Source organism: Cryobacterium sp. PH29-G1, assembly GCF_030063365.1.
Classification (GTDB): domain Bacteria; phylum Actinomycetota; class Actinomycetes; order Actinomycetales; family Microbacteriaceae; genus Cryobacterium.
This window is the reverse complement of record NZ_JASISY010000008.1, coordinates 75,428-92,609: the sequence shown is the minus strand read 5'-3', so window position 1 is coordinate 92,609 and position 17,182 is coordinate 75,428. Positions and strand designations below refer to the sequence as shown.

Sequence of the window (17,182 nt, the reverse complement as noted above, 5' to 3'; positions counted from 1 at the left end):
ACCGGCCGCGGAATTTTGATGTCCGCCAGCAGCTCGCATGTGAGCCATCGGTGGCCACGACATACCCTGGCGCTCACCAGCATCATGGCGGCCATGACCCTTCTGATTACCTTGGTCAGCCCCGTCGCTCCGGCCCGCGCCATTGACTACCCCTCGTGGCAGGACCTACAGAACGCCAAGGCGAACACCGCCTCGGCTGCCGCGCAGGTGACCGCTATCGAAAATCTCATCGCCGGCTTGCAGGTGAAGGTTCAGGAAACTCAGGCCGCCGCCGAAAAGAGCGCGAGCGAACTTGAAACCGCCCAGCAGGAGTTCGACGACGCCACCCGCCGCGCGGCCGACATTCAGTCCCAAGCCGATTCCAGTAAGAGCACAGCGGATGCGGCCACCAAACAGGCTGGCCAGCTCGCCGCCCAGCTCTACCGCACCGGCGGCACCGATCTCAGCGTGAACCTGTTTCTCGAGGGGGAGGGTGACGGTGCAGATGCCGACCTGCTGCTGGCGAAACTTGGCAACATGAGCAAACTCGTTGAGCGCAGCTCAGACGTCTATGAGTCGGCACAGTCGGCCACAAACAACGCCCAGTCGCTCAGCGACCAGGCCAAGGTGGCGCAGACCGAACGCGAAACCCTACGTGTCGCCGCTGAAGAAGCACTAGCGGCGGCGCAGGACGCAGCCGCGGCGGCAGCCAGCGCCCTGGTCGAGTCCGAAGTCAAGAGTGCGGAGCTGGAACAGCAGTTGCAGTTCATGCGCGACGCCCAGGCGACGACGACAGCCGGATATGAGGCCGGCGTAGCCGAGCGCGCCCGACTTGAAGCTATTCGTGTCGCGGCGGCCGCTGCGGCGGCCCGGGCTGCGGCGGCGGCTGCGGCAGCTGCAGCAGCCGCGAACAGCGGCGGCTCCGGCGGATCCGGCAACTCCGGGGGATCGGTGAACACGTCTGGCTGGGCCGTGCCGGCCAGCGGACGCATTACCGCCGGCTACGGCCCCCGGTCGGTCATCTGCAACGGCGGCGCGTGCAGCGGCAGCTTTCACTACGCCACAGACCTCGGGACCGGCTGTGGCGCGCCCATCTACGCCGCCAATGCTGGCGTCGTCACCTGGGCCGGACGCCTCGGCACCTACGGCAACTTCGTGAAGATCAGCCACAGCGGCAATGTGTCAACCGGTTACGCCCACATTCGTGACGGTGGCTACAACGTGAGTAGCGGGCAGACCGTCGCGGCCGGGCAGCTCATCGCCTATTCCGGTGAAACCGGGGCCGCTCAGGGGTGCCACCTGCACTACGAAGTATGGATCGGTGGAAACCGCATCAATCCTGTTCCATTTATGGCCGACCGGGGAGCATCACTTGGCTAAGAGCAGCACGACAACAGTTGGCACGACGGCACGCGCACGGGTTCGTACAACATCCAAGCGACTGCTCTCTGCGGTGGCAATCGGAGCGGTTTCGGCGGTCACGGCATCCGTGGCTGCCGGCGGTGGCGCGGCATTCGCTGCGCCCGATTACCCCAGCTGGAACGACGTCGAAAAGGCCAAGCAGAACGAATCGACAAAACAGGCCGAGATCGCCACGCTCGGCGACCTACTCGACGGACTGGCGAGTCAGGCCGCGAAGGCGGTCACGACCGCGCAGATCGCGGCCGAGGCCTACCGCGTGACGCAAGATGCCCTGGATGCGGCCACCGCGCGGGAAACCAGCCTGAACGAGCAGGCTGAAGCGGCTGACGCCACCGCGGCGACGTCGAAGATGCGCGCCGGCCTGATCGCCGCACACCTGGCCAAATCCGGAGCCAACGGATTGTCGCTCAACCTGTTTCTGAACGGCAACAGCGCGGACGACCTGCTGAATCAGCTCGGAACGGCCAGCAAGCTCAGCGAGCAATCCGAGCAGATTTATACCGAAGCCGTGCAGGACAAGAACGCGGCCGAATCCCTCGGTAAGCAGGCCACATCGGCGACCGCAGAACGCGAACGCCTCACGGAGGAGTCCAAGACCACCTTCGACGCGGCCACCGCCAGTTCTACCGCAGCCCAGAGCGCTTACGACACCCAGCAGCGCAAGTCGAGCGAGCTGTTTGAGCAGCTCGCCCTGCTCAAAGACACCACGGCGGAAGCCGAGCGCACATTTCAGGCCGGCGAGGATGCCGCTGCCGCGGCCGCCGCGTTCGCGAAGGCGCAGGCATCCGCTGCGGTGATAGCGGATGCCGCAGCGGCGAAAGCCGGTCGCACCCCGGCCACCGCAGTCGGTTCTGGTTCTGGTTCTGGTTCAGGTTCTGGCTCGACGCCGGTCGCCCCCGTCGCGGTCGTAGCGCCCGCTGCGCCGGCTGCACCCGCTGCACCAGCCGCACCGGCAGCGCCCGCGGCTTCGACTCCGGCTCCGGCGCCGAATGCCGGTGTTGTTGACACTGCCCTCGCGTTCGCTCGCGCCCAGCTCGGTGACCGCTACGTCTTTGGGGGCTCCGGTCCCGACTCGTGGGACTGCTCAGGCCTGACCAAGGCGGCCTACGCTGCAGCCGGCGTGTACATTGGATCTCACTCGGCGACGAACCAGTACAACACCATGTCGCAGCAGGGCAAGCTCGTCTCCTTCGCTCAGGTACGGGTGGGCGACCTGGTGTTCTGGGGCAGCCCGGGCAACTACTACCACGTGGCGATTTACGTGGGCAACGGCCAGGTCCTCGAAGCGCCCAACCCCTCAGCGAGCGTGCGGATACACAGCATCTGGTCGTCCTGGGCCGTGGCACCCTACGTGGGCCGACCGGCCGCTTAAATAAATACGGGCTTCCCCCGCCGGCGTACCGGTGGGGGAAGCCCGTTTTTCGTGCGAGCTAGTGACCTTCTTCGGCCAGCTTGGCAATGCCGTCAACCACGATCTGATTGGCTTCGGCAGCGTCGCCCCAGCCCTCCGTCTTGACCCACTTGTTCGGCTCAAGGTCCTTGTAGTGCTCGAAGAAGTGCTCGATTTCCTTGCGGGTGTACTCCGGAATGTCGAGGACGTCCTGGATGTGGTCCCAGCGCGGGTCGCCGGCCGGAACGGCGATGACCTTGGCGTCTGAGCCGCCGTCATCGGTCATGTTGAACACTCCGACGGGGCGAACGGACACGCCAACGCCCGGAAAGAGCGGGTAATCAAGCAGCACGAGAACGTCGACGGGATCGCCGTCGAGGCCCAGCGTGTTCTCGAAGTAGCCGTAATCGGTCGGGTACATGAAGCTCGTGTAGAGCACGCGGTCGAGGTAAACCCGACCGGTTTCGTGGTCTACCTCATACTTGTTGCGGCTCCCGCGGGGGATTTCGATGACTGCGTCGTATTCGGCCATGGCCTTGTTTCTCCCTTGATCTAAGTCTGCGGATAACGTTACTGGATGGAAACCACCCGCCGCCCGCGCCTCACCCCGGCCATCGCCGATATTCGCCGGGCCGTGCGCGCGCTGCTGCCGGCCGAGGGGCTCGTGCTGGTGGGCCTCAGCGGTGGGGCCGATTCGCTCGCACTCGCCGCGGCGACCGCTTTTGAAGCGGGGCGCGCCGGAATTCGGGCCGGGGCGGTCATCGTCGACCACAACCTGCAAGACGGGTCAGCGGATGTCGCGGCGACGGCCGCCGAGACCGCCCGCCGACTCGGTCTCGATCCGGTCCTGATCATGAGCGTGAACGTGGACAGCGACGGAACCGGACCGGAGGCGGCGGCCCGCACCGAGCGGTACGCAGCGTTTGACGAAGCCCTCGCACAGAGCGGAGCGAGCGCCATTCTGCTGGGGCACACCCTCGATGATCAGGCCGAGACCGTGCTGCTCGGCCTCGCTCGCGGCTCCGGACCGACGAGCCTGCGCGGGATGGCGGCGCGAACCGGGCCGATTCTTCGACCGTTGCTGGGCATCCGTCGAGCGGTCACCCGAGCGTTCTGCGTGGATGCGCACCTCGAGTTCTGGACCGATCCGCAGAATTTTGACCCGCGCTATGCCCGGGTGCGGGTGCGCGAAACGGTGCTGCCGCTACTGGAACGCGAGCTCGGTCCCGGTATCGGGGTAGCGCTTGCCCGTACCGCCGACGCCCTGCGGGAAGATTCCGATGCCCTCGATGAGCTGGCCGAGTCGGCGCTACACGTGCACTGGGCGCACGGACAGATCTCGGCGGCCGCGCTCGCGGCGCAATCGCCGGCCGTGCGGCAACGCATGATCCGTGTCGGAGTGCACAATCTGTGCGGGGTGTCGCTGAATCGCGGTCAGACCTTGGCCGTGGCGGCCCTCGTGACTGATTGGCGCGGACAGGGGGCGCTCAGCCTGCCAGGTATTAGAGTTATACGGCAGGACGGAATATTGATTTTCTCCGCGCCTGGACCCACCTGACACAAAGGAATGATCTTTCCACATGGAACCTCGCGACATTGACGGCGACCTCACCGAGATCCTGATCAGCGAGGAGCAGATTCGAGCTCGTCTGGCCGAGATGTCCCGTCAGATCGAAATCGACTACGCGGGCACCGACTTGCTGCTGGTGGGCGTACTCAAGGGTGCGGTAATGGTCATGGCCGATCTGGCCCGCGAACTTCATCACCCGATCACCATGGACTGGATGGCCGTTAGTTCCTACGGCTCCGGCACGCAGTCCAGCGGCGTCGTGCGCATTCTCAAGGACCTTGACACCGACCTCTCCGGGCGCAACGTGCTCATCGTCGAAGACATCATCGACTCCGGCCTGACCTTGTCGTGGCTGTTGGCGAACCTGAAAACCCGCGGTCCGGCATCCATTGAAATTTGTGCGCTGCTGCGTAAACCGGATGCCGCGCGCGTTGATATCGACGTGAAATACGTTGGCTTCAACATTCCGAACAAGTTCGTCGTCGGCTACGGCCTGGACTACGACGAGAAATACCGCAACCTGCGTTCGGTGGGTATTCTGGCCCCGCACGTCTACTCCACCGTCGCGGCCGCCGCGCTCTAGGAGCGCACCAGCGCATCAGCCTGAGTTCTCCTTTGGGCGAACACACGGCATTCCCTTGTCATCGAGCGCTAGCCTGAGGTCACCATGAACGTCAAGAAGTTACTACGCGGCCCCATTCTCTATATTGTGCTCGCCATTATCGCCGTCTGGGTGGGGTCAAGCCTCATCACCATGAGCGGATTCCGCGAGGTCAGCACCCAGGAAGGCCTCGCCTACCTGAAATCCGGCAATGTTGCCGAGGCCACCATCGTCGACGGCGAACAACGCGTCGACCTCACCCTGACCAAGGCGAGCGGCGACCTCGGAACGCAGGTGCAGTTCTACTATGTCGCCCCGCGTGGCGAAGAAATCATCACCGCGGTGACCGCTGCGAACCCGAAGGATGGTTTCACCGACGAGGTGCCGCAGCCCAACTGGGTGCTCTCCGTTCTGAGCTTTCTGCTTCCCGTTCTGCTGATCGGTGCCTTCTTCTGGCTCATGATCTCGATGCAGGGCGGCGGCAGCAAGGTCATGAAGTTTGGCAAGTCCAAGGCCAAGCTCGTCTCCAAGGAAAGCCCACAGGTCACCTTCGCTGACGTCGCCGGCGCCGACGAAGCCATCGAAGAGCTCGAAGAAATCAAGGACTTCCTGAAGGAGCCGGCCAAGTTCCAGGCCGTCGGTGCCCGCATCCCCAAGGGTGTGCTGCTGTATGGTCCTCCCGGAACCGGTAAGACCCTGCTCGCCCGCGCCGTGGCCGGCGAGGCCAACGTGCCGTTCTACGCCATCAGCGGTTCCGACTTCGTCGAAATGTTTGTCGGCGTTGGAGCCAGCCGCGTGCGTGACCTGTTCAGCCAGGCCAAGGAAAACGCCCCCGCCATCATCTTCATCGACGAGATCGACGCCGTCGGCCGTCACCGTGGTGCCGGAATGGGCGGCGGTCACGACGAACGTGAGCAGACCCTCAACCAGCTGCTGGTTGAGATGGACGGCTTCGATGTGAAGGCCAACGTCATCCTCATCGCAGCCACCAACCGGCCGGACATTCTCGACCCGGCCCTGCTGCGCCCCGGCCGGTTCGACCGCCAGATCGGCGTTGACGCGCCCGACATGCTCGGTCGCAAGCGTATCCTCGAGGTTCACTCCAAGGGCAAGCCAATGGCGGAGGGCGTTGACCTGGAAGTGCTCGCCCGCAAGACGCCCGGCTTCACGGGTGCCGACCTGGCCAACGTGCTCAACGAGGCTGCCCTGCTCACCGCACGATCCAACGCCCAGCTCATCGACAATCGAGCCCTAGACGAGGCCGTCGACCGGGTCATGGCCGGTCCGCAGCGACGCACCCGCGTTATGCGTGACAAGGAAAAGCTCATCACTGCCTACCACGAGGGCGGCCACGCCCTCGTCGCCACCGCGATGAACTTCACCGACCCGGTGACCAAAATCACCATCCTTCCGCGCGGACGCGCTCTCGGATACACGATGGTTATGCCGCTCGAAGACCGCTACTCGGTGACACGCAACGAACTGCTCGACCAGCTCGCATACGCCATGGGTGGCCGCGTCGCCGAAGAGATCATCTTTCACGACCCGACCAGCGGTGCCTCCAACGACATCGAAAAAGCCACGGCCACGGCCCGCAAGATGGTCACCGAGTTTGGCATGAGCAGCGTCGTCGGCCCGCTCAAACTCGGTCAGGGTTCGGGAGAAGTCTTTCTCGGCCGCGACATGGGACACCAGCGGGACTACTCGGAACGCGTGGCCGAGAGCGTCGACCGCGAGGTGCGTCAGCTGCTCGAAGACGCCCACGACGAGGCCTACGAGGTTCTGATCAAGAACCGCGTGATTCTCGACAGTCTCGCCTCTGCCCTGCTCGAGCACGAAACGCTCGATCAGACCGCCCTTGCCGAGATCTTCGCGAACGTCGAGAAGCTTCCGCCGCGCCCGCAGTGGCTCTCCAGCGACAAGCGACCGGTTTCCGACGTGCCGCCGATCGCAATGCCGGCCCCCAAGGCTCCCATCGACGGAGCAGCCGTCGACGGTGGCATCTCCAGCGGCGACGCCGCCACCGCCAAACCCAAGCGCGCGCCGGCTCGCAACCCCCGCCCCGCCACCGCCTAGGCGCTCGTGGCAGTGGACAGGGCGCGCATCCAGGCGGCCGTCTCGGAGATTCTCGCTGCTATCGGTGAGGATCCCGAGCGGGTCGGCCTGGAAAGCACGCCACGACGAGTAGCGGATGCCTACACCGAGTTCTTCGCGGGACTCGGCCAGGACCCCCAGGACCTGCTGCAGGACTTCGTGCCCGTCGGTGACAGCACCGGTGAACTCGTTCTGCTGCGCGATATCGCCTTCCGTTCTGTTTGCGAACACCACCTGCTGCCGTTTCTGGGCACCGCTCATGTGGCGTACCTGCCCCGCGATCGAGTTGTGGGCCTCGGTCGGTTGCCCGCCGTGGTGGAGACCATCGCGGCGCGGCCCCAACTGCAGGAACGACTCACCGAAGAGATCGCCGACGCGCTGCAACAGGGGCTCGATCCCCTCGGCGTGCTCGTCGTTCTGGATGCCGTGCACGGCTGTGTCGGCACCCGCGGCCCGCGACAGAGCGCCAGTTCGACCGTGACCATGGCCTCCCGCGGTTCCCTGACCGAGCCGGCGGCCCGCGCCGAAATCATCGCGCTCATTGCGGCGGGCGGATGACACTCATCATGGGTGTGCTCAATGTCACCCCCGATTCCTTCAGCGACGGCGGACAGTGGGCGTCAACGGATGCCGCTATCGAGCACGGTCTGCTGCTGCACGCTCAGGGCGCCGATCTGATCGATGTGGGCGGTGAATCTACCCGGCCCGGTGCCACCCGCGTCACGCCGGAACTGGAACAACGCCGCATCATTCCCGTGGTCACCGAACTGGCCAGGCAGGGGCTGCGGCTGAGCATCGACACGCTCAACGCCGCGACGGCCCTCGCTGCGGCGAAAGCGGGCGCGAGCATCATCAATGACGTGTCCGGTGGGCTCGCCGACCCCGGCATGGCCGCGGTCGCGGCCGAAACCGGCCTCACCTATGTAGCGATGCACTGGCGTGCTCACGCCCAACAAATGGACACCCTGGCGGAGTATGACGACGTTGTCACCGACGTCATCGCCGCTCTGGGTGCCCGGGTCGACGCGTTGACAGCGGCCGGGGTGGATCGGGAGCGGATTGTGCTTGACCCCGGACTCGGGTTCTCCAAGAAACCCGAGCACAACTGGCAGCTCATCAACCGGCTTGACGCATTCGCCGAACTGGGCCTCCCGGTGATGGTCGGAGCATCGCGTAAACGCTTTCTCGCTGCGGTGCTGCCGGATGGCGCACCGGTCATCGCCCGCGACCTGCCGACGGCCGTCGTCAGCGTGCTGGCCGCCCAGGCAGGCGCGTGGGCGGTGCGCGTGCACGACGTCGCGGCGACCCGCGCGGCCCTCACTGTGCTCGACAGTGTGGCGCGATCGACGATGGGAACACCGAGAGACGTGCCGGGCGGCATGCAACGTCCGTCACAATGGACCCATGACTGATTCGATCACCCTCACCGGCCTGCGGGTGAACGCCCACCACGGCGTCTACGATTTTGAGAAAGAAAACGGCCAGGAGTTCGTCATTGACGTGACCGTCTGGCTGGATCTGATGACGGCTGCTGCGAGCGACGACGTGACCCAGACCATCCACTATGGCGAACTGGCCGAAGAGGTCACCGACGCGGCCCGACACAACCCGGTCGACCTCATCGAAACCGTTGCGGAACGCATCGCGAACGTCGTGCTCGCCCATGCGCCGGCGCTCCGGGTGCGGGTCACGGTTCACAAGCCATCCGCTCCGATATCGGTGCCCTTTACCGACGTAGCCGTGCAGATCACCCGGTCGCGGCCATGACCGGTGCCGCAACACGCGTCGTGCTGGCCCTCGGCAGCAACCTCGGCGACCGGGCGGGGACCCTGACCGGTGCCGTGCGCGATCTCGCGGCTCTGCCCGGTGCCGCATTCGTCGCCCTGTCGCCCGTCTATGAATCCGCCGCCGTGAAACTCGACGGTGTGGACGAGACCGCCCCGCGCTATCTCAATGCCGTGCTGACCATGGACTATATCGGCGACCCGCACACCCTGCTGCACGCCGTCAACGCCATCGAGGCTGAGCACGGTCGGGTGCGCGCCGAACGCTGGGGTGACCGCACGCTCGATATCGATCTCATCGTGTTCGGTCAGATGAGCGTCAATGATGAACGCCTGACCCTGCCGCACCCGCGGGCAGCGGAACGCGACTTCGTGCTCGCTCCCTGGCTCGACCTGGATGCGGACGCCGCCATCCCCGGCCGCGGGCTGGTGCGCGACCTGCTGGCCGCGACCGCCAACACCGTGCGCCGCATAGCGGATGCCACGCCCCCCGACTCGGCGCCGAGCGTGCCGCGATGAAGCGTTCGCACGCGACCGGCCTGCTCGCCGTTCTGCTGATCGGCCTGGTGATCGGCTTTCTGGTTGAGATCGCCTTCGCGGCATCGGGAGCCCCGATTGTGGTTCCCCCGGTAACCCTGCCGTTGACGTTGGTTCTGCTGGGCGCGCTCGTCGTGAGTCTGGCCCGGCAGGTACGCCAGAGCAGCCGGCGCAAGGCGCTGCGGCGCATCGATCCATTCTGGGCGATGCGGGTTGCCGTGCTCTCCAAGGCGACGTCGCTGTCGGCCTCACTGCTGCTCGGCGCCGCCCTCGGCGTGGTGCTGTACGTGCTGACCCGATCGGTGGTCCCCGCGCTCACGTCGCTCTGGCTCGCGATCGGCATGGCCATCGGTGGCGCCGTCATGCTGGCGGCCGGCCTCGTAGCCGAACATTTTTGCACCCTTCCGCCCGACGACGACACCGACGAGTCCGGAGGTACGCGTGCCTGAACGCGAAGTGCCTGATGCCAGCCTGCCCGAAGCGCACTCGCCCGATCCGTCGGAGCGGCTGGAGCTGCCCGACGTCGGGGAATGGAAGCGAGTCTCTCCGAAACACGTGCTGGTGGAGATTGTCGGTACCATCGTCAACGGCGTCGTCATCTGCGGCGGAGCGACCCTGCTCTGGCTGCTGCTCGACCAGACCTGGGCACTGTGGGTGGGTATCGCGGTGCTCGTCGTGACCGTGGTCAACCTGGTATTCGAACCGCGCCGCGTGCGTGCCATCGGCTATCAACTGCGGGCAGACGACCTGCTCTTTCGCCGCGGGATACTGTTTCAACGTTTCGTTGCGGTGCCCTACGGGCGCATGCAATTGATCGACATCAACCGCGGCCCGGTCGCGCGCTGGCTCGGCCTGGCCGATCTTAAATTCGTGACGGCCGCGGCATCGGCCGGGGTCTCGATTCCCGGCCTCGCCGAGGCCGACGCCGAGAACCTCCGCGACCGGTTGGTCGAGCTCGCGGAGAGTCGTCGGGCCGGGCTGTGAGCGATCCGGTCGCTGCGGTTCCGGCGCCCCGCGCGGTGCCGCGCACCGACCTCACCGACGGTGAATGGCATCACCTGCACCCGGCCACACCGCTGCTGCGCGGCGGCATCTTCATGGTGGCCATTATCGGTTTCCTCGTCGCCAACCTGCGCGAACGGCTCATCGACCTGTTCATCGGCGAAGAGAACTACGCCGGCAACCCGATCGACGAGATTTATCAACGCGGAGCCCTCGGCTGGGCACTTCTGATCATCGCGGGCGTGCTCATCGTCATTCTCGTGGTGTTTTACCTCTCCTGGCGCATGCATACCTTTCGCGTGAGCGGCGAAATCGTCGAGGTGCGCACCGGACTCATCTTTCGCAGCAATCGCAAGGCCCGTCTGGACCGCGTGCAGGGCGTCAACCTGGCCCGACCGTTGTTTCCCCGTCTGTTCGGCGCGGCCCGGCTCGAAATCACGGTGGCCGGACAAGACGGCAACGTGCAACTGGCCTACCTCGGCTCGAAGCTTGCGGATGACCTGCGCCGAGACCTGCTGCACCTCGCCTCGGGCCTGCGCCAGGCTCGACAACCGACCACCCCGCCGGATGCGCTCGCCGCACCATTCGTCACGTCGCCCTCGGCCGTGACGCCGGCACCACACGTGAACCCGGCGCTGATCGCACCCGGTGACGATGCCGCGGCCACCCCGCATTCCGCCTTCGGTGATTTCGCGGCTGCCCGCTACAGCGAGTTTGTGGCCCCGGAGCTGGACCCGGATGCCGCCCCACCCGAGTCGGTCGTGCGCATCCCACCGGGGCGGCTGATCGGGTCTGTCGTGCTCAGCGGCTTCACCGTCTTTCTGATTCTGGCCGTCTTCGGGCTCATCACCAGTGTGATCGCCGGAAGTAGCGGCTGGGTGCTCGTGGCCGTACTGCCGGGCCTGATCGGCAGCGTCGGCTATTACTTCTCCCGCATCACCAAACAGTTGCGGTTCACGATCGCGGGCACTCCCGATGGGGTGCGTATCGGCTTCGGTCTGCTCTCCACGAGCAACCAGACCCTGCCGCCGGGGCGCATCCATGCGATCAAGGTATCCCAGCCCATTCTCTGGCGCCGGTCCGGCTGGTGGCAGATCAACATCAACACGGCAGGGCAGGCTTCCGGTCGTAGTTCCACCCCCGCCACGAGCTCCATCATCCTGCCGGTCGGTACTCTGGCCGACGTCGAAAAGGTGCTCCAAATGGTGCTGCCCGGGTTTGACACCGATACTCATCGTGCCCTGATCGAAAACGGCATGCTGGGCGGTCGCAAACGCGATGCCGGCATTGCCGATTTCTACAGCAACGCGCCAGCGCGTGCGGTCTGGCTGCGCCCGTTCTCGTGGTGGCGCACCGGCTGGGCGGTTTCGGGCAACGTCGCGCTGATTCGGCGCGGCGTACTCTCCCGCGACTTGATTCTCGTGCCCCTAGCCCGCATGCAGGGCGTGGGCATCAGCCAGGGCCCCGTGCGCCGTCGGTTGCGCCTCGCCTCGGCCGATCTGCACACGGTTTCCGGCCCGGTTTCCGCTTCCCTCAGCGTCCTCGACGTCGACGAAGCGTTGGTGCTCTTCACCTGGATGTCGACGGGCGCGGTGCGCTCGGCCCGCGCCGACACCAGCCATCACTGGAGTCAGACCGAGGCTCCCACCACGCCGACAGCAACGCCAGGAGCAGCCGAATGAATGTCAAACCGGGACGCCTCGGCGTGGGAATCATCGGTGCCGGCCACGTCGGCCCCATTCTCGGCGCGGCCCTCGCGGGGGCCGGCCACGCCATTGTCGGCATTTCGGCGATCTCGCGGGCGAGCCGGGACCGCGCCGAAGCCATCTTGCCGCTGGTCCCTATTCTGACCGTGCCCGAGGTCGTCGAACGCAGCGAACTGGTCATCATTGCGGTACCCGACTCGCAGTTGGCGAGCCTCGTGCAGGGCCTCGCCGCGACGAACACGTGGCGGCCGGGCCAGCTCGTTCTGCACACCTCCGCGCGCTACGGCACCGCGGTGCTCGCGCCGGCGCAGGCCGCTGGCGCGATCCCGCTCGCCATCCACCCGGCCATGGCCTTCACCGGCACCAGCCTCGACCTGGCCCGGCTCGCCGACAGTTACTTTGCCGTGACCGCGCCCGGCCCGGTGCTGCCGATCGGCCAGGCGCTCGCCGTAGAAATGGGCGGCGAACCGCTCATCGTCGACGAGAACGACCGGGCCAGCTATGCCGAAGCCATTCAGATCGCCACCTCCTTCTCGACCTCGATCGTGGAGCAGGCCACCGGGTTGCTGGCCGGGATCGGCCTTGAGCAGCCGGGAGCTATCCTTGGACCGCTGTTGCGCTCTGCAATGGAGAACGCCCTCGGGCGCACGAGCGGCGGCCGACTCGACCTGGCGGGATTCGACGAGATTGAGCACCATCAGCATCCGCTTGACGACGACCGGGAGGTCGAATGAACAACATTGAAGTACTCAGCACCATCCCCGAACTGCGCGATCGTCTGGGGCAGGCCCGCGAGCGCGCGGCGCTGACCGGCGCAGACACCCGAATCGTGCTCGTGCCGACCATGGGAGCCCTGCACGCCGGTCACCTCGCGCTGGTGCGCCGGGCGCACGCGCTCGGCGACATCGTGGTCGTGTCGATATTCGTCAACCCGCTGCAATTCGGCGCCGGCGAAGATCTGGACAGCTATCCGCGCACGCTCGACGCCGACCTCGCAGCCCTAGCGAACGAAAATGTGACGTTTGTGTTCGCGCCGAGTGCCCGCGAGATGTACCCGGGCGGGGCGAGCGATACCCGGGTCGTTACCGGCGAGGTCGGCTCCCTGTATGAGGGCGCTGCACGCCCGGGCCACTTTGACGGCATGCTCACGGTTGTTGCGAAACTGCTCAATATCGTGACACCCGACGCAGCCGTGTTCGGCCAAAAAGACGGGCAGCAGGTGTTTCTGGTGCAGCGGATGGTCGCCGATCTCAACGTGTGCAGCGCGATCGAGGTCGTGGAAACCGTGCGCGAACCGAGCGGGCTGGCCCTGTCGAGCCGTAATCGCTACCTCGACGAGCCGCAGCACACTGCCGCACAGGCGCTGTTCGCCGGGCTGAGTGCCGCCGCCGCGGCCGGTCCGGACGGCCCGACTGCCGCCCTCGCCGCAGCGCACGCGCGCATTGACCTCGAACCGCTGGTTAAACTGGACTATCTCGTGATCGTGCACCCGCAGACTTTTCTGGTCGTGCCGGGCGACTATCACGGGCCGGCCCGGATGCTCGTGGCCGCGAGGGTCGGCACCGCCCGGCTGATCGACAACGTGGCGATCCGTCTCGGGTGACCCGCAGTATCCGCTCACACTTGAACTGACAGCACCAACGGAGAACCGCATGAGCCAGAACCCCACCACCGCCTCGCACGACGACGCTGAGGGCTTCTCCGACGCGGAGATGAACGAGCAGAAGGCCGTTCGCCTCGGCAAGCGCGACCGCTTGAACGCGGCTGCCGCGAGCCCTGCTGGCGGGGCCTACCCGGTGTCGGTACCGGTCACACACACGATTCCGGCCGTGCGCGCCGATTTCGGCACCCTCGAAGCGGATGCCACCACCGGCGTCATCGTCGGCTTGGCCGGCCGCATCGTGCACCTGCGCAACACCGGCAAGCTCTGTTTCGCGAGCCTGCAGAGTGGCGACGGCACCCGGATTCAGGCGATGGTCTCCCTCGCCGCCGTCGGTGCGGAGTCCCTCGCCTCGTGGAAGGACCTGGTCGACCTGGGCGACCATCTGTTCGTCACCGGCGAGGTCATCTCCAGCCGTCGCGGCGAACTGTCGATCATGGTCACCGACTGGCAGGTCGCCGCCAAGGCGCTGCTGCCGCTGCCCAACCTGCACAGCGAACTCAGCGAAGAGACCAGGGTGCGTAGCCGCTACCTCGACCTGATCAGCCGCGAACAGGCCCGCACCAACGTACTCTCCCGCTCGAAGGCCGTTGCGAGCCTGCGCAAGACATTCACTGACCTCGAGTTCATCGAGATCGAGACCCCGATGCTGCAGGTGATGCACGGCGGCGCATCCGCTCGCCCCTTCCAGACCCACAGCAACGCCTTCGACACCGAGCTCTTCCTGCGCATCGCACCGGAACTCTTTTTGAAGCGCGCCGTGGTCGGCGGCATCGACCGCGTCTACGAGATCAACCGCAACTTTCGCAATGAGGGCGCCGATTCCACCCACTCGCCCGAATTCGCGATGCTCGAGGCCTATGAGGCGTATGGCGATTACAATTCCATCGCCGATCTCACCCAAAAGTTGATTCAGGATGCCGCCTTCGCCATCGCCGGCTCACACGTGGTGACCTGGGCTGACGGCACCCTGTTCGACCTTGGTGGTGACTGGGACCGCATCGGCATGTACGACAGCCTGTCGGCGGCAGCCGGCATCGTGATCACCCCCGAGACACCGCTCGCTGACCTTGTCGCCCTCGCCGCGCGGGAAGGCATTGAGATTGATCACCCCATTCACGGTAAGTACGTGGAAGAGCTGTGGGAGCACTTCGTCAAGGGTGACCTCGTGCGCCCCACCTTCGTGATGGACTTTCCGATCGACACCAGCCCGCTCGTGCGCGGCCACCGTTCCGTGGCCGGCGTCGTCGAGAAATGGGACCTTTACGTGCGCGGCTTCGAACTGGCCACCGGCTACTCCGAGCTGGTTGACCCGGTCGTGCAGCGCGAACGCTTCATTGAACAGGCGAGCCTCGCCGCCGGGGGAGACCCCGAGGCCATGCGCCTCGATGAAGAATTTTTGCGCGCTCTGGAGTACGGCATGCCGCCGACCGGCGGCATGGGCATGGGCATCGACCGAATGCTGATGGCATTGACGGGCCTCGGCATTCGCGAAACGATCCTCTTTCCCCTGGTGAAATAAATGAGCTTCCTGCCTGACGACGAATTAAAGCCCGACAAGGGCGGCCGCAAGCCGCCGTCGATGAGCCGCATCGCTCTCTGGGTGATTGTCGGCGGCATCGGCGTGTACTTTCTGAGCAGCGGCATCATCGGCCTGCTCAGCAAGTAGCCGGGATCGCAGCCTTTACGCGTAGGCTAGGACCGTGATTGAGAACTTTTGGGGAAACGCGATCTATTCGGTCGTGCCCACCATCCTGCTCGGCCTCGTCTTCTGGATGCTGATGCGCTCAATCCTGCGCGCCGACCGCACCGAACGTAAGGTGTACGCCCAAATCGAAGCCGAAGAACGCGCCAGGCTCGGTCTCGACAAACCGGTCACCTAAACCCGATGTTCGGTGTCGACGGCTCGACCATCACCGTTCTGCTGGCCCTGATCGTTGACTTCTCCGTACGAGTCGTTGCCATCATCGTGGTGCCGCGCAACCGACGTCCCATGTCGGGCATGGCCTGGTTGTTGACCATCTTCTTCATTCCCTACCTCGGGGTTCTGCTCTTTCTGCTGATCGGCTACCGTACGCTGCCGAAGAAGCGCCGGCTGATGCAGGATGAAATCAACGCGTTCATTCTCAACAGCACCGACGGCATGGAACTGGTTCGCCGCGACCACCCGTGGCCGACCTGGCTGGAATCGGTCGTCGAACTGAACCGGAATCTCGGAGCGATGCCGCTCGTCGGTGACAACACGGCAAGCCTGATCGGCGAATACCAGGTGGCCTTCGACACCATGATCGCCGACATCGACCGGGCAAAAAAATACGTGCACGTCGAGTTCTACATTCTCTCGCTCGACCACACCACGGCGCCCTTCTTCGACGCGCTGGAGAATGCTCACAACCGTGGCGTAAGAGTGCGGGTGCTTATGGACCACATTCAGTCCATGCGCAAGCCCGGCTTTCGTCAAACCAAGAAACGACTGACGGATGCCGGCATTTCGTGGGAGCTCATGCTTCCGGTGCAGCCGTTCAAGGGCAAATGGCAACGACCAGACCTGCGCAACCACCGCAAGCTGCTCATCGTTGATGGGCTGGTGGGGTTTATGGGATCGCAGAACATCATCGACCGCTCGTACAACATGAAGCGCAACATTCGACGTGGCCTGCAGTGGAAAGACTTCATGACCCGGCTGGAAGGCCCGATCGTGTCGGGGCTCAACGCGATTTTCATCACGGATTGGTACAGCGAGACCAACGAGCTTCTCACCCGCGACATCGAGCCGGTGCATCCGCGGCCCGTGACGGACGCCCTCGACTGCCAGGTGGTGCCGAGCGGCCCCGGGTTCAAGGGAGAGAACAACCTACGGCTGTTCCTCGCCCTGCTCTACTACGCGCAGGATCGCATCATCATCACCAGCCCGTACTTCGTGCCAGACGAATCGATCATGTACGCCATAACGACAGCCGTGCAGCGCGGGCTGCACGTGGAACTCTTCGTGTCGGAGATCGGCGACCAGGCTGTCGTCTACCACGCCCAGCGTTCCTACTACGAGGAGCTACTGACCGCCGGCGTGCGCATTTACATGTACAAGGCGCCTTACATTTTGCACGCCAAGCACTTCACCATCGATGATGAGGTCGCGGTGGTCGGGTCGAGCAATATGGACCAGCGTTCGTTCAGCCTCAACATGGAAGTGTCGCTCATGGTGCGCGGGCGCTCGTTCGTGCGCAATCTGCGCGCCATGGAAGACGAGAACCGTCGCAACAGCCGTGAGCTGACCCTGGAGGAATGGCGCAAGCAACCCCTGCGCTCCACCATCCTCGACAACCTCGCCCGGCTCACCTCGGCCGTACAATAACGACCGTCCGGCGGGGGCGGACGGGGGCGGCGCACAGTATCCGTCACGCCTAGGGCGAACAAACACGCGCGAGCGGCGCAGGCTG

19 protein-coding genes are annotated in these 17,182 nt (G+C 65.3%); 18 read left to right on the top strand and 1 reads right to left on the bottom strand.

Annotation, left to right across the window (positions count from 1 at the left end):
* Positions 1 to 93 precede the first annotated feature (93 nt).
* Positions 94 to 1,359, top strand: coding sequence for a M23 family metallopeptidase (locus QMK22_RS11635; RefSeq protein WP_283497811.1), 1,266 nt, complete (start codon positions 94 to 96; stop codon positions 1,357 to 1,359).
* The gene (locus QMK22_RS11630; RefSeq protein ID WP_283497810.1) at positions 1,352 to 2,773 is read left to right on the top strand and encodes a C40 family peptidase; all 1,422 of its coding nucleotides are present in this window, start codon (positions 1,352 to 1,354) and stop codon (positions 2,771 to 2,773) included. The genes QMK22_RS11635 and QMK22_RS11630 overlap by 8 nt, the downstream gene beginning before the upstream one ends.
* A 58-nt stretch (positions 2,774 to 2,831) precedes the next feature.
* Here the strand turns inward: QMK22_RS11630 and ppa are convergent, their stop codons facing one another.
* A complete protein-coding gene (gene ppa / locus QMK22_RS11625; RefSeq protein ID WP_092106945.1) occupies positions 2,832 to 3,323 on the bottom strand; it encodes an inorganic diphosphatase in 492 nt (163 codons plus the stop codon).
* Between the two features lie 45 nt (positions 3,324 to 3,368).
* Here ppa and tilS point away from each other — a divergent pair, with 45 nt between their 5' ends.
* From tilS to cls, 16 genes are all read left to right on the top strand, one after another.
* Positions 3,369 to 4,349 (top strand): tRNA lysidine(34) synthetase TilS, encoded by a 981-nt coding sequence (tilS, locus tag QMK22_RS11620; protein ID WP_283497809.1) that lies wholly within the window; start codon positions 3,369 to 3,371, stop codon positions 4,347 to 4,349.
* A 22-nt stretch (positions 4,350 to 4,371) separates the two neighbouring features.
* Positions 4,372 to 4,944 carry a hypoxanthine phosphoribosyltransferase gene (hpt, locus tag QMK22_RS11615; protein ID WP_283497808.1) on the top strand — a complete coding sequence of 191 codons (573 nt, stop codon included), beginning with the start codon at positions 4,372 to 4,374 and terminating at the stop codon, positions 4,942 to 4,944.
* Between the two features lie 84 nt (positions 4,945 to 5,028).
* Complete coding sequence (gene ftsH, locus QMK22_RS11610) at positions 5,029 to 7,038, top strand: ATP-dependent zinc metalloprotease FtsH (protein ID WP_283497807.1); 2,010 nt, start codon at positions 5,029 to 5,031, stop codon at positions 7,036 to 7,038.
* Between the two features lie 6 nt (positions 7,039 to 7,044).
* Entirely contained in the window at positions 7,045 to 7,614 is a 570-nt protein-coding gene (gene folE, locus QMK22_RS11605) for a GTP cyclohydrolase I FolE (protein ID WP_283497806.1), read from the top strand.
* A complete protein-coding gene (folP, locus tag QMK22_RS11600; protein ID WP_283497805.1) occupies positions 7,611 to 8,468 on the top strand; it encodes a dihydropteroate synthase in 858 nt (285 codons plus the stop codon). The genes folE and folP overlap by 4 nt, the downstream gene beginning before the upstream one ends.
* Complete coding sequence (folB, locus tag QMK22_RS11595; protein WP_283497804.1) at positions 8,461 to 8,823, top strand: dihydroneopterin aldolase; 363 nt, start codon at positions 8,461 to 8,463, stop codon at positions 8,821 to 8,823. The genes folP and folB overlap by 8 nt, the downstream gene beginning before the upstream one ends.
* A complete protein-coding gene (gene folK / locus QMK22_RS11590; RefSeq protein WP_283497803.1) occupies positions 8,820 to 9,359 on the top strand; it encodes a 2-amino-4-hydroxy-6-hydroxymethyldihydropteridine diphosphokinase in 540 nt (179 codons plus the stop codon). Before folB ends, folK begins: the two co-directional genes overlap by 4 nt.
* Entirely contained in the window at positions 9,356 to 9,826 is a 471-nt protein-coding gene (locus QMK22_RS11585; RefSeq protein WP_283497802.1) for a DUF3180 domain-containing protein, read from the top strand. Before folK ends, QMK22_RS11585 begins: the two co-directional genes overlap by 4 nt.
* Positions 9,819 to 10,361, top strand: coding sequence for a PH domain-containing protein (locus QMK22_RS11580; RefSeq protein WP_502857565.1), 543 nt, complete (start codon positions 9,819 to 9,821; stop codon positions 10,359 to 10,361). The genes QMK22_RS11585 and QMK22_RS11580 overlap by 8 nt, the downstream gene beginning before the upstream one ends.
* Positions 10,358 to 12,061 (top strand): PH domain-containing protein, encoded by a 1,704-nt coding sequence (locus tag QMK22_RS11575; protein WP_283497801.1) that lies wholly within the window; start codon positions 10,358 to 10,360, stop codon positions 12,059 to 12,061. Before QMK22_RS11580 ends, QMK22_RS11575 begins: the two co-directional genes overlap by 4 nt.
* Complete coding sequence (locus QMK22_RS11570; RefSeq protein WP_283497800.1) at positions 12,058 to 12,819, top strand: Rossmann-like and DUF2520 domain-containing protein; 762 nt, start codon at positions 12,058 to 12,060, stop codon at positions 12,817 to 12,819. Before QMK22_RS11575 ends, QMK22_RS11570 begins: the two co-directional genes overlap by 4 nt.
* Positions 12,816 to 13,688 carry a pantoate--beta-alanine ligase gene (gene panC / locus QMK22_RS11565; RefSeq protein WP_283497799.1) on the top strand — a complete coding sequence of 291 codons (873 nt, stop codon included), beginning with the start codon at positions 12,816 to 12,818 and terminating at the stop codon, positions 13,686 to 13,688. Before QMK22_RS11570 ends, panC begins: the two co-directional genes overlap by 4 nt.
* Before the next feature lie 49 nt (positions 13,689 to 13,737).
* Positions 13,738 to 15,267 (top strand): lysine--tRNA ligase, encoded by a 1,530-nt coding sequence (gene lysS / locus QMK22_RS11560; RefSeq protein WP_283497798.1) that lies wholly within the window; start codon positions 13,738 to 13,740, stop codon positions 15,265 to 15,267.
* Entirely contained in the window at positions 15,268 to 15,414 is a 147-nt protein-coding gene (locus tag QMK22_RS11555) for a hypothetical protein (protein ID WP_283497797.1), read from the top strand. It begins immediately after the preceding gene.
* A gap of 34 nt (positions 15,415 to 15,448) precedes the next feature.
* The gene (locus QMK22_RS11550) at positions 15,449 to 15,628 is read left to right on the top strand and encodes a hypothetical protein (protein ID WP_283497862.1); all 180 of its coding nucleotides are present in this window, start codon (positions 15,449 to 15,451) and stop codon (positions 15,626 to 15,628) included.
* Between the two features lie 5 nt (positions 15,629 to 15,633).
* Positions 15,634 to 17,097 (top strand): cardiolipin synthase, encoded by a 1,464-nt coding sequence (gene cls / locus QMK22_RS11545; RefSeq protein ID WP_283497796.1) that lies wholly within the window; start codon positions 15,634 to 15,636, stop codon positions 17,095 to 17,097.
* Positions 17,098 to 17,182 lie beyond the last annotated feature (85 nt).

What these genes read in the sequence shown, in the direction of transcription:
- QMK22_RS11585 (WP_283497802.1), top strand. Translation starts at nt 9,356, where the DNA reads ATGAAGCGTTCGCACGCGACCGGCCTGCTCGCCGTTCTGCTGATCGGC.
- QMK22_RS11635 (WP_283497811.1), top strand. Translation starts at nt 94, where the DNA reads ATGACCCTTCTGATTACCTTGGTCAGCCCCGTCGCTCCGGCCCGCGCC.
- lysS (WP_283497798.1), top strand. Translation starts at nt 13,738, where the DNA reads ATGAGCCAGAACCCCACCACCGCCTCGCACGACGACGCTGAGGGCTTC.
- hpt (WP_283497808.1), top strand. Translation starts at nt 4,372, where the DNA reads ATGGAACCTCGCGACATTGACGGCGACCTCACCGAGATCCTGATCAGC.
- QMK22_RS11570 (WP_283497800.1), top strand. Translation starts at nt 12,058, where the DNA reads ATGAATGTCAAACCGGGACGCCTCGGCGTGGGAATCATCGGTGCCGGC.
- tilS (WP_283497809.1), top strand. Translation starts at nt 3,369, where the DNA reads ATGGAAACCACCCGCCGCCCGCGCCTCACCCCGGCCATCGCCGATATT.
- ppa (WP_092106945.1), bottom strand. Translation starts at nt 3,323, where the DNA reads ATGGCCGAATACGACGCAGTCATCGAAATCCCCCGCGGGAGCCGCAAC.
- panC (WP_283497799.1), top strand. Translation starts at nt 12,816, where the DNA reads ATGAACAACATTGAAGTACTCAGCACCATCCCCGAACTGCGCGATCGT.
- ftsH (WP_283497807.1), top strand. Translation starts at nt 5,029, where the DNA reads ATGAACGTCAAGAAGTTACTACGCGGCCCCATTCTCTATATTGTGCTC.
- folP (WP_283497805.1), top strand. Translation starts at nt 7,611, where the DNA reads ATGACACTCATCATGGGTGTGCTCAATGTCACCCCCGATTCCTTCAGC.
- cls (WP_283497796.1), top strand. Translation starts at nt 15,634, where the DNA reads ATGTTCGGTGTCGACGGCTCGACCATCACCGTTCTGCTGGCCCTGATC.
- folK (WP_283497803.1), top strand. Translation starts at nt 8,820, where the DNA reads ATGACCGGTGCCGCAACACGCGTCGTGCTGGCCCTCGGCAGCAACCTC.
- folB (WP_283497804.1), top strand. Translation starts at nt 8,461, where the DNA reads ATGACTGATTCGATCACCCTCACCGGCCTGCGGGTGAACGCCCACCAC.
- QMK22_RS11555 (WP_283497797.1), top strand. Translation starts at nt 15,268, where the DNA reads ATGAGCTTCCTGCCTGACGACGAATTAAAGCCCGACAAGGGCGGCCGC.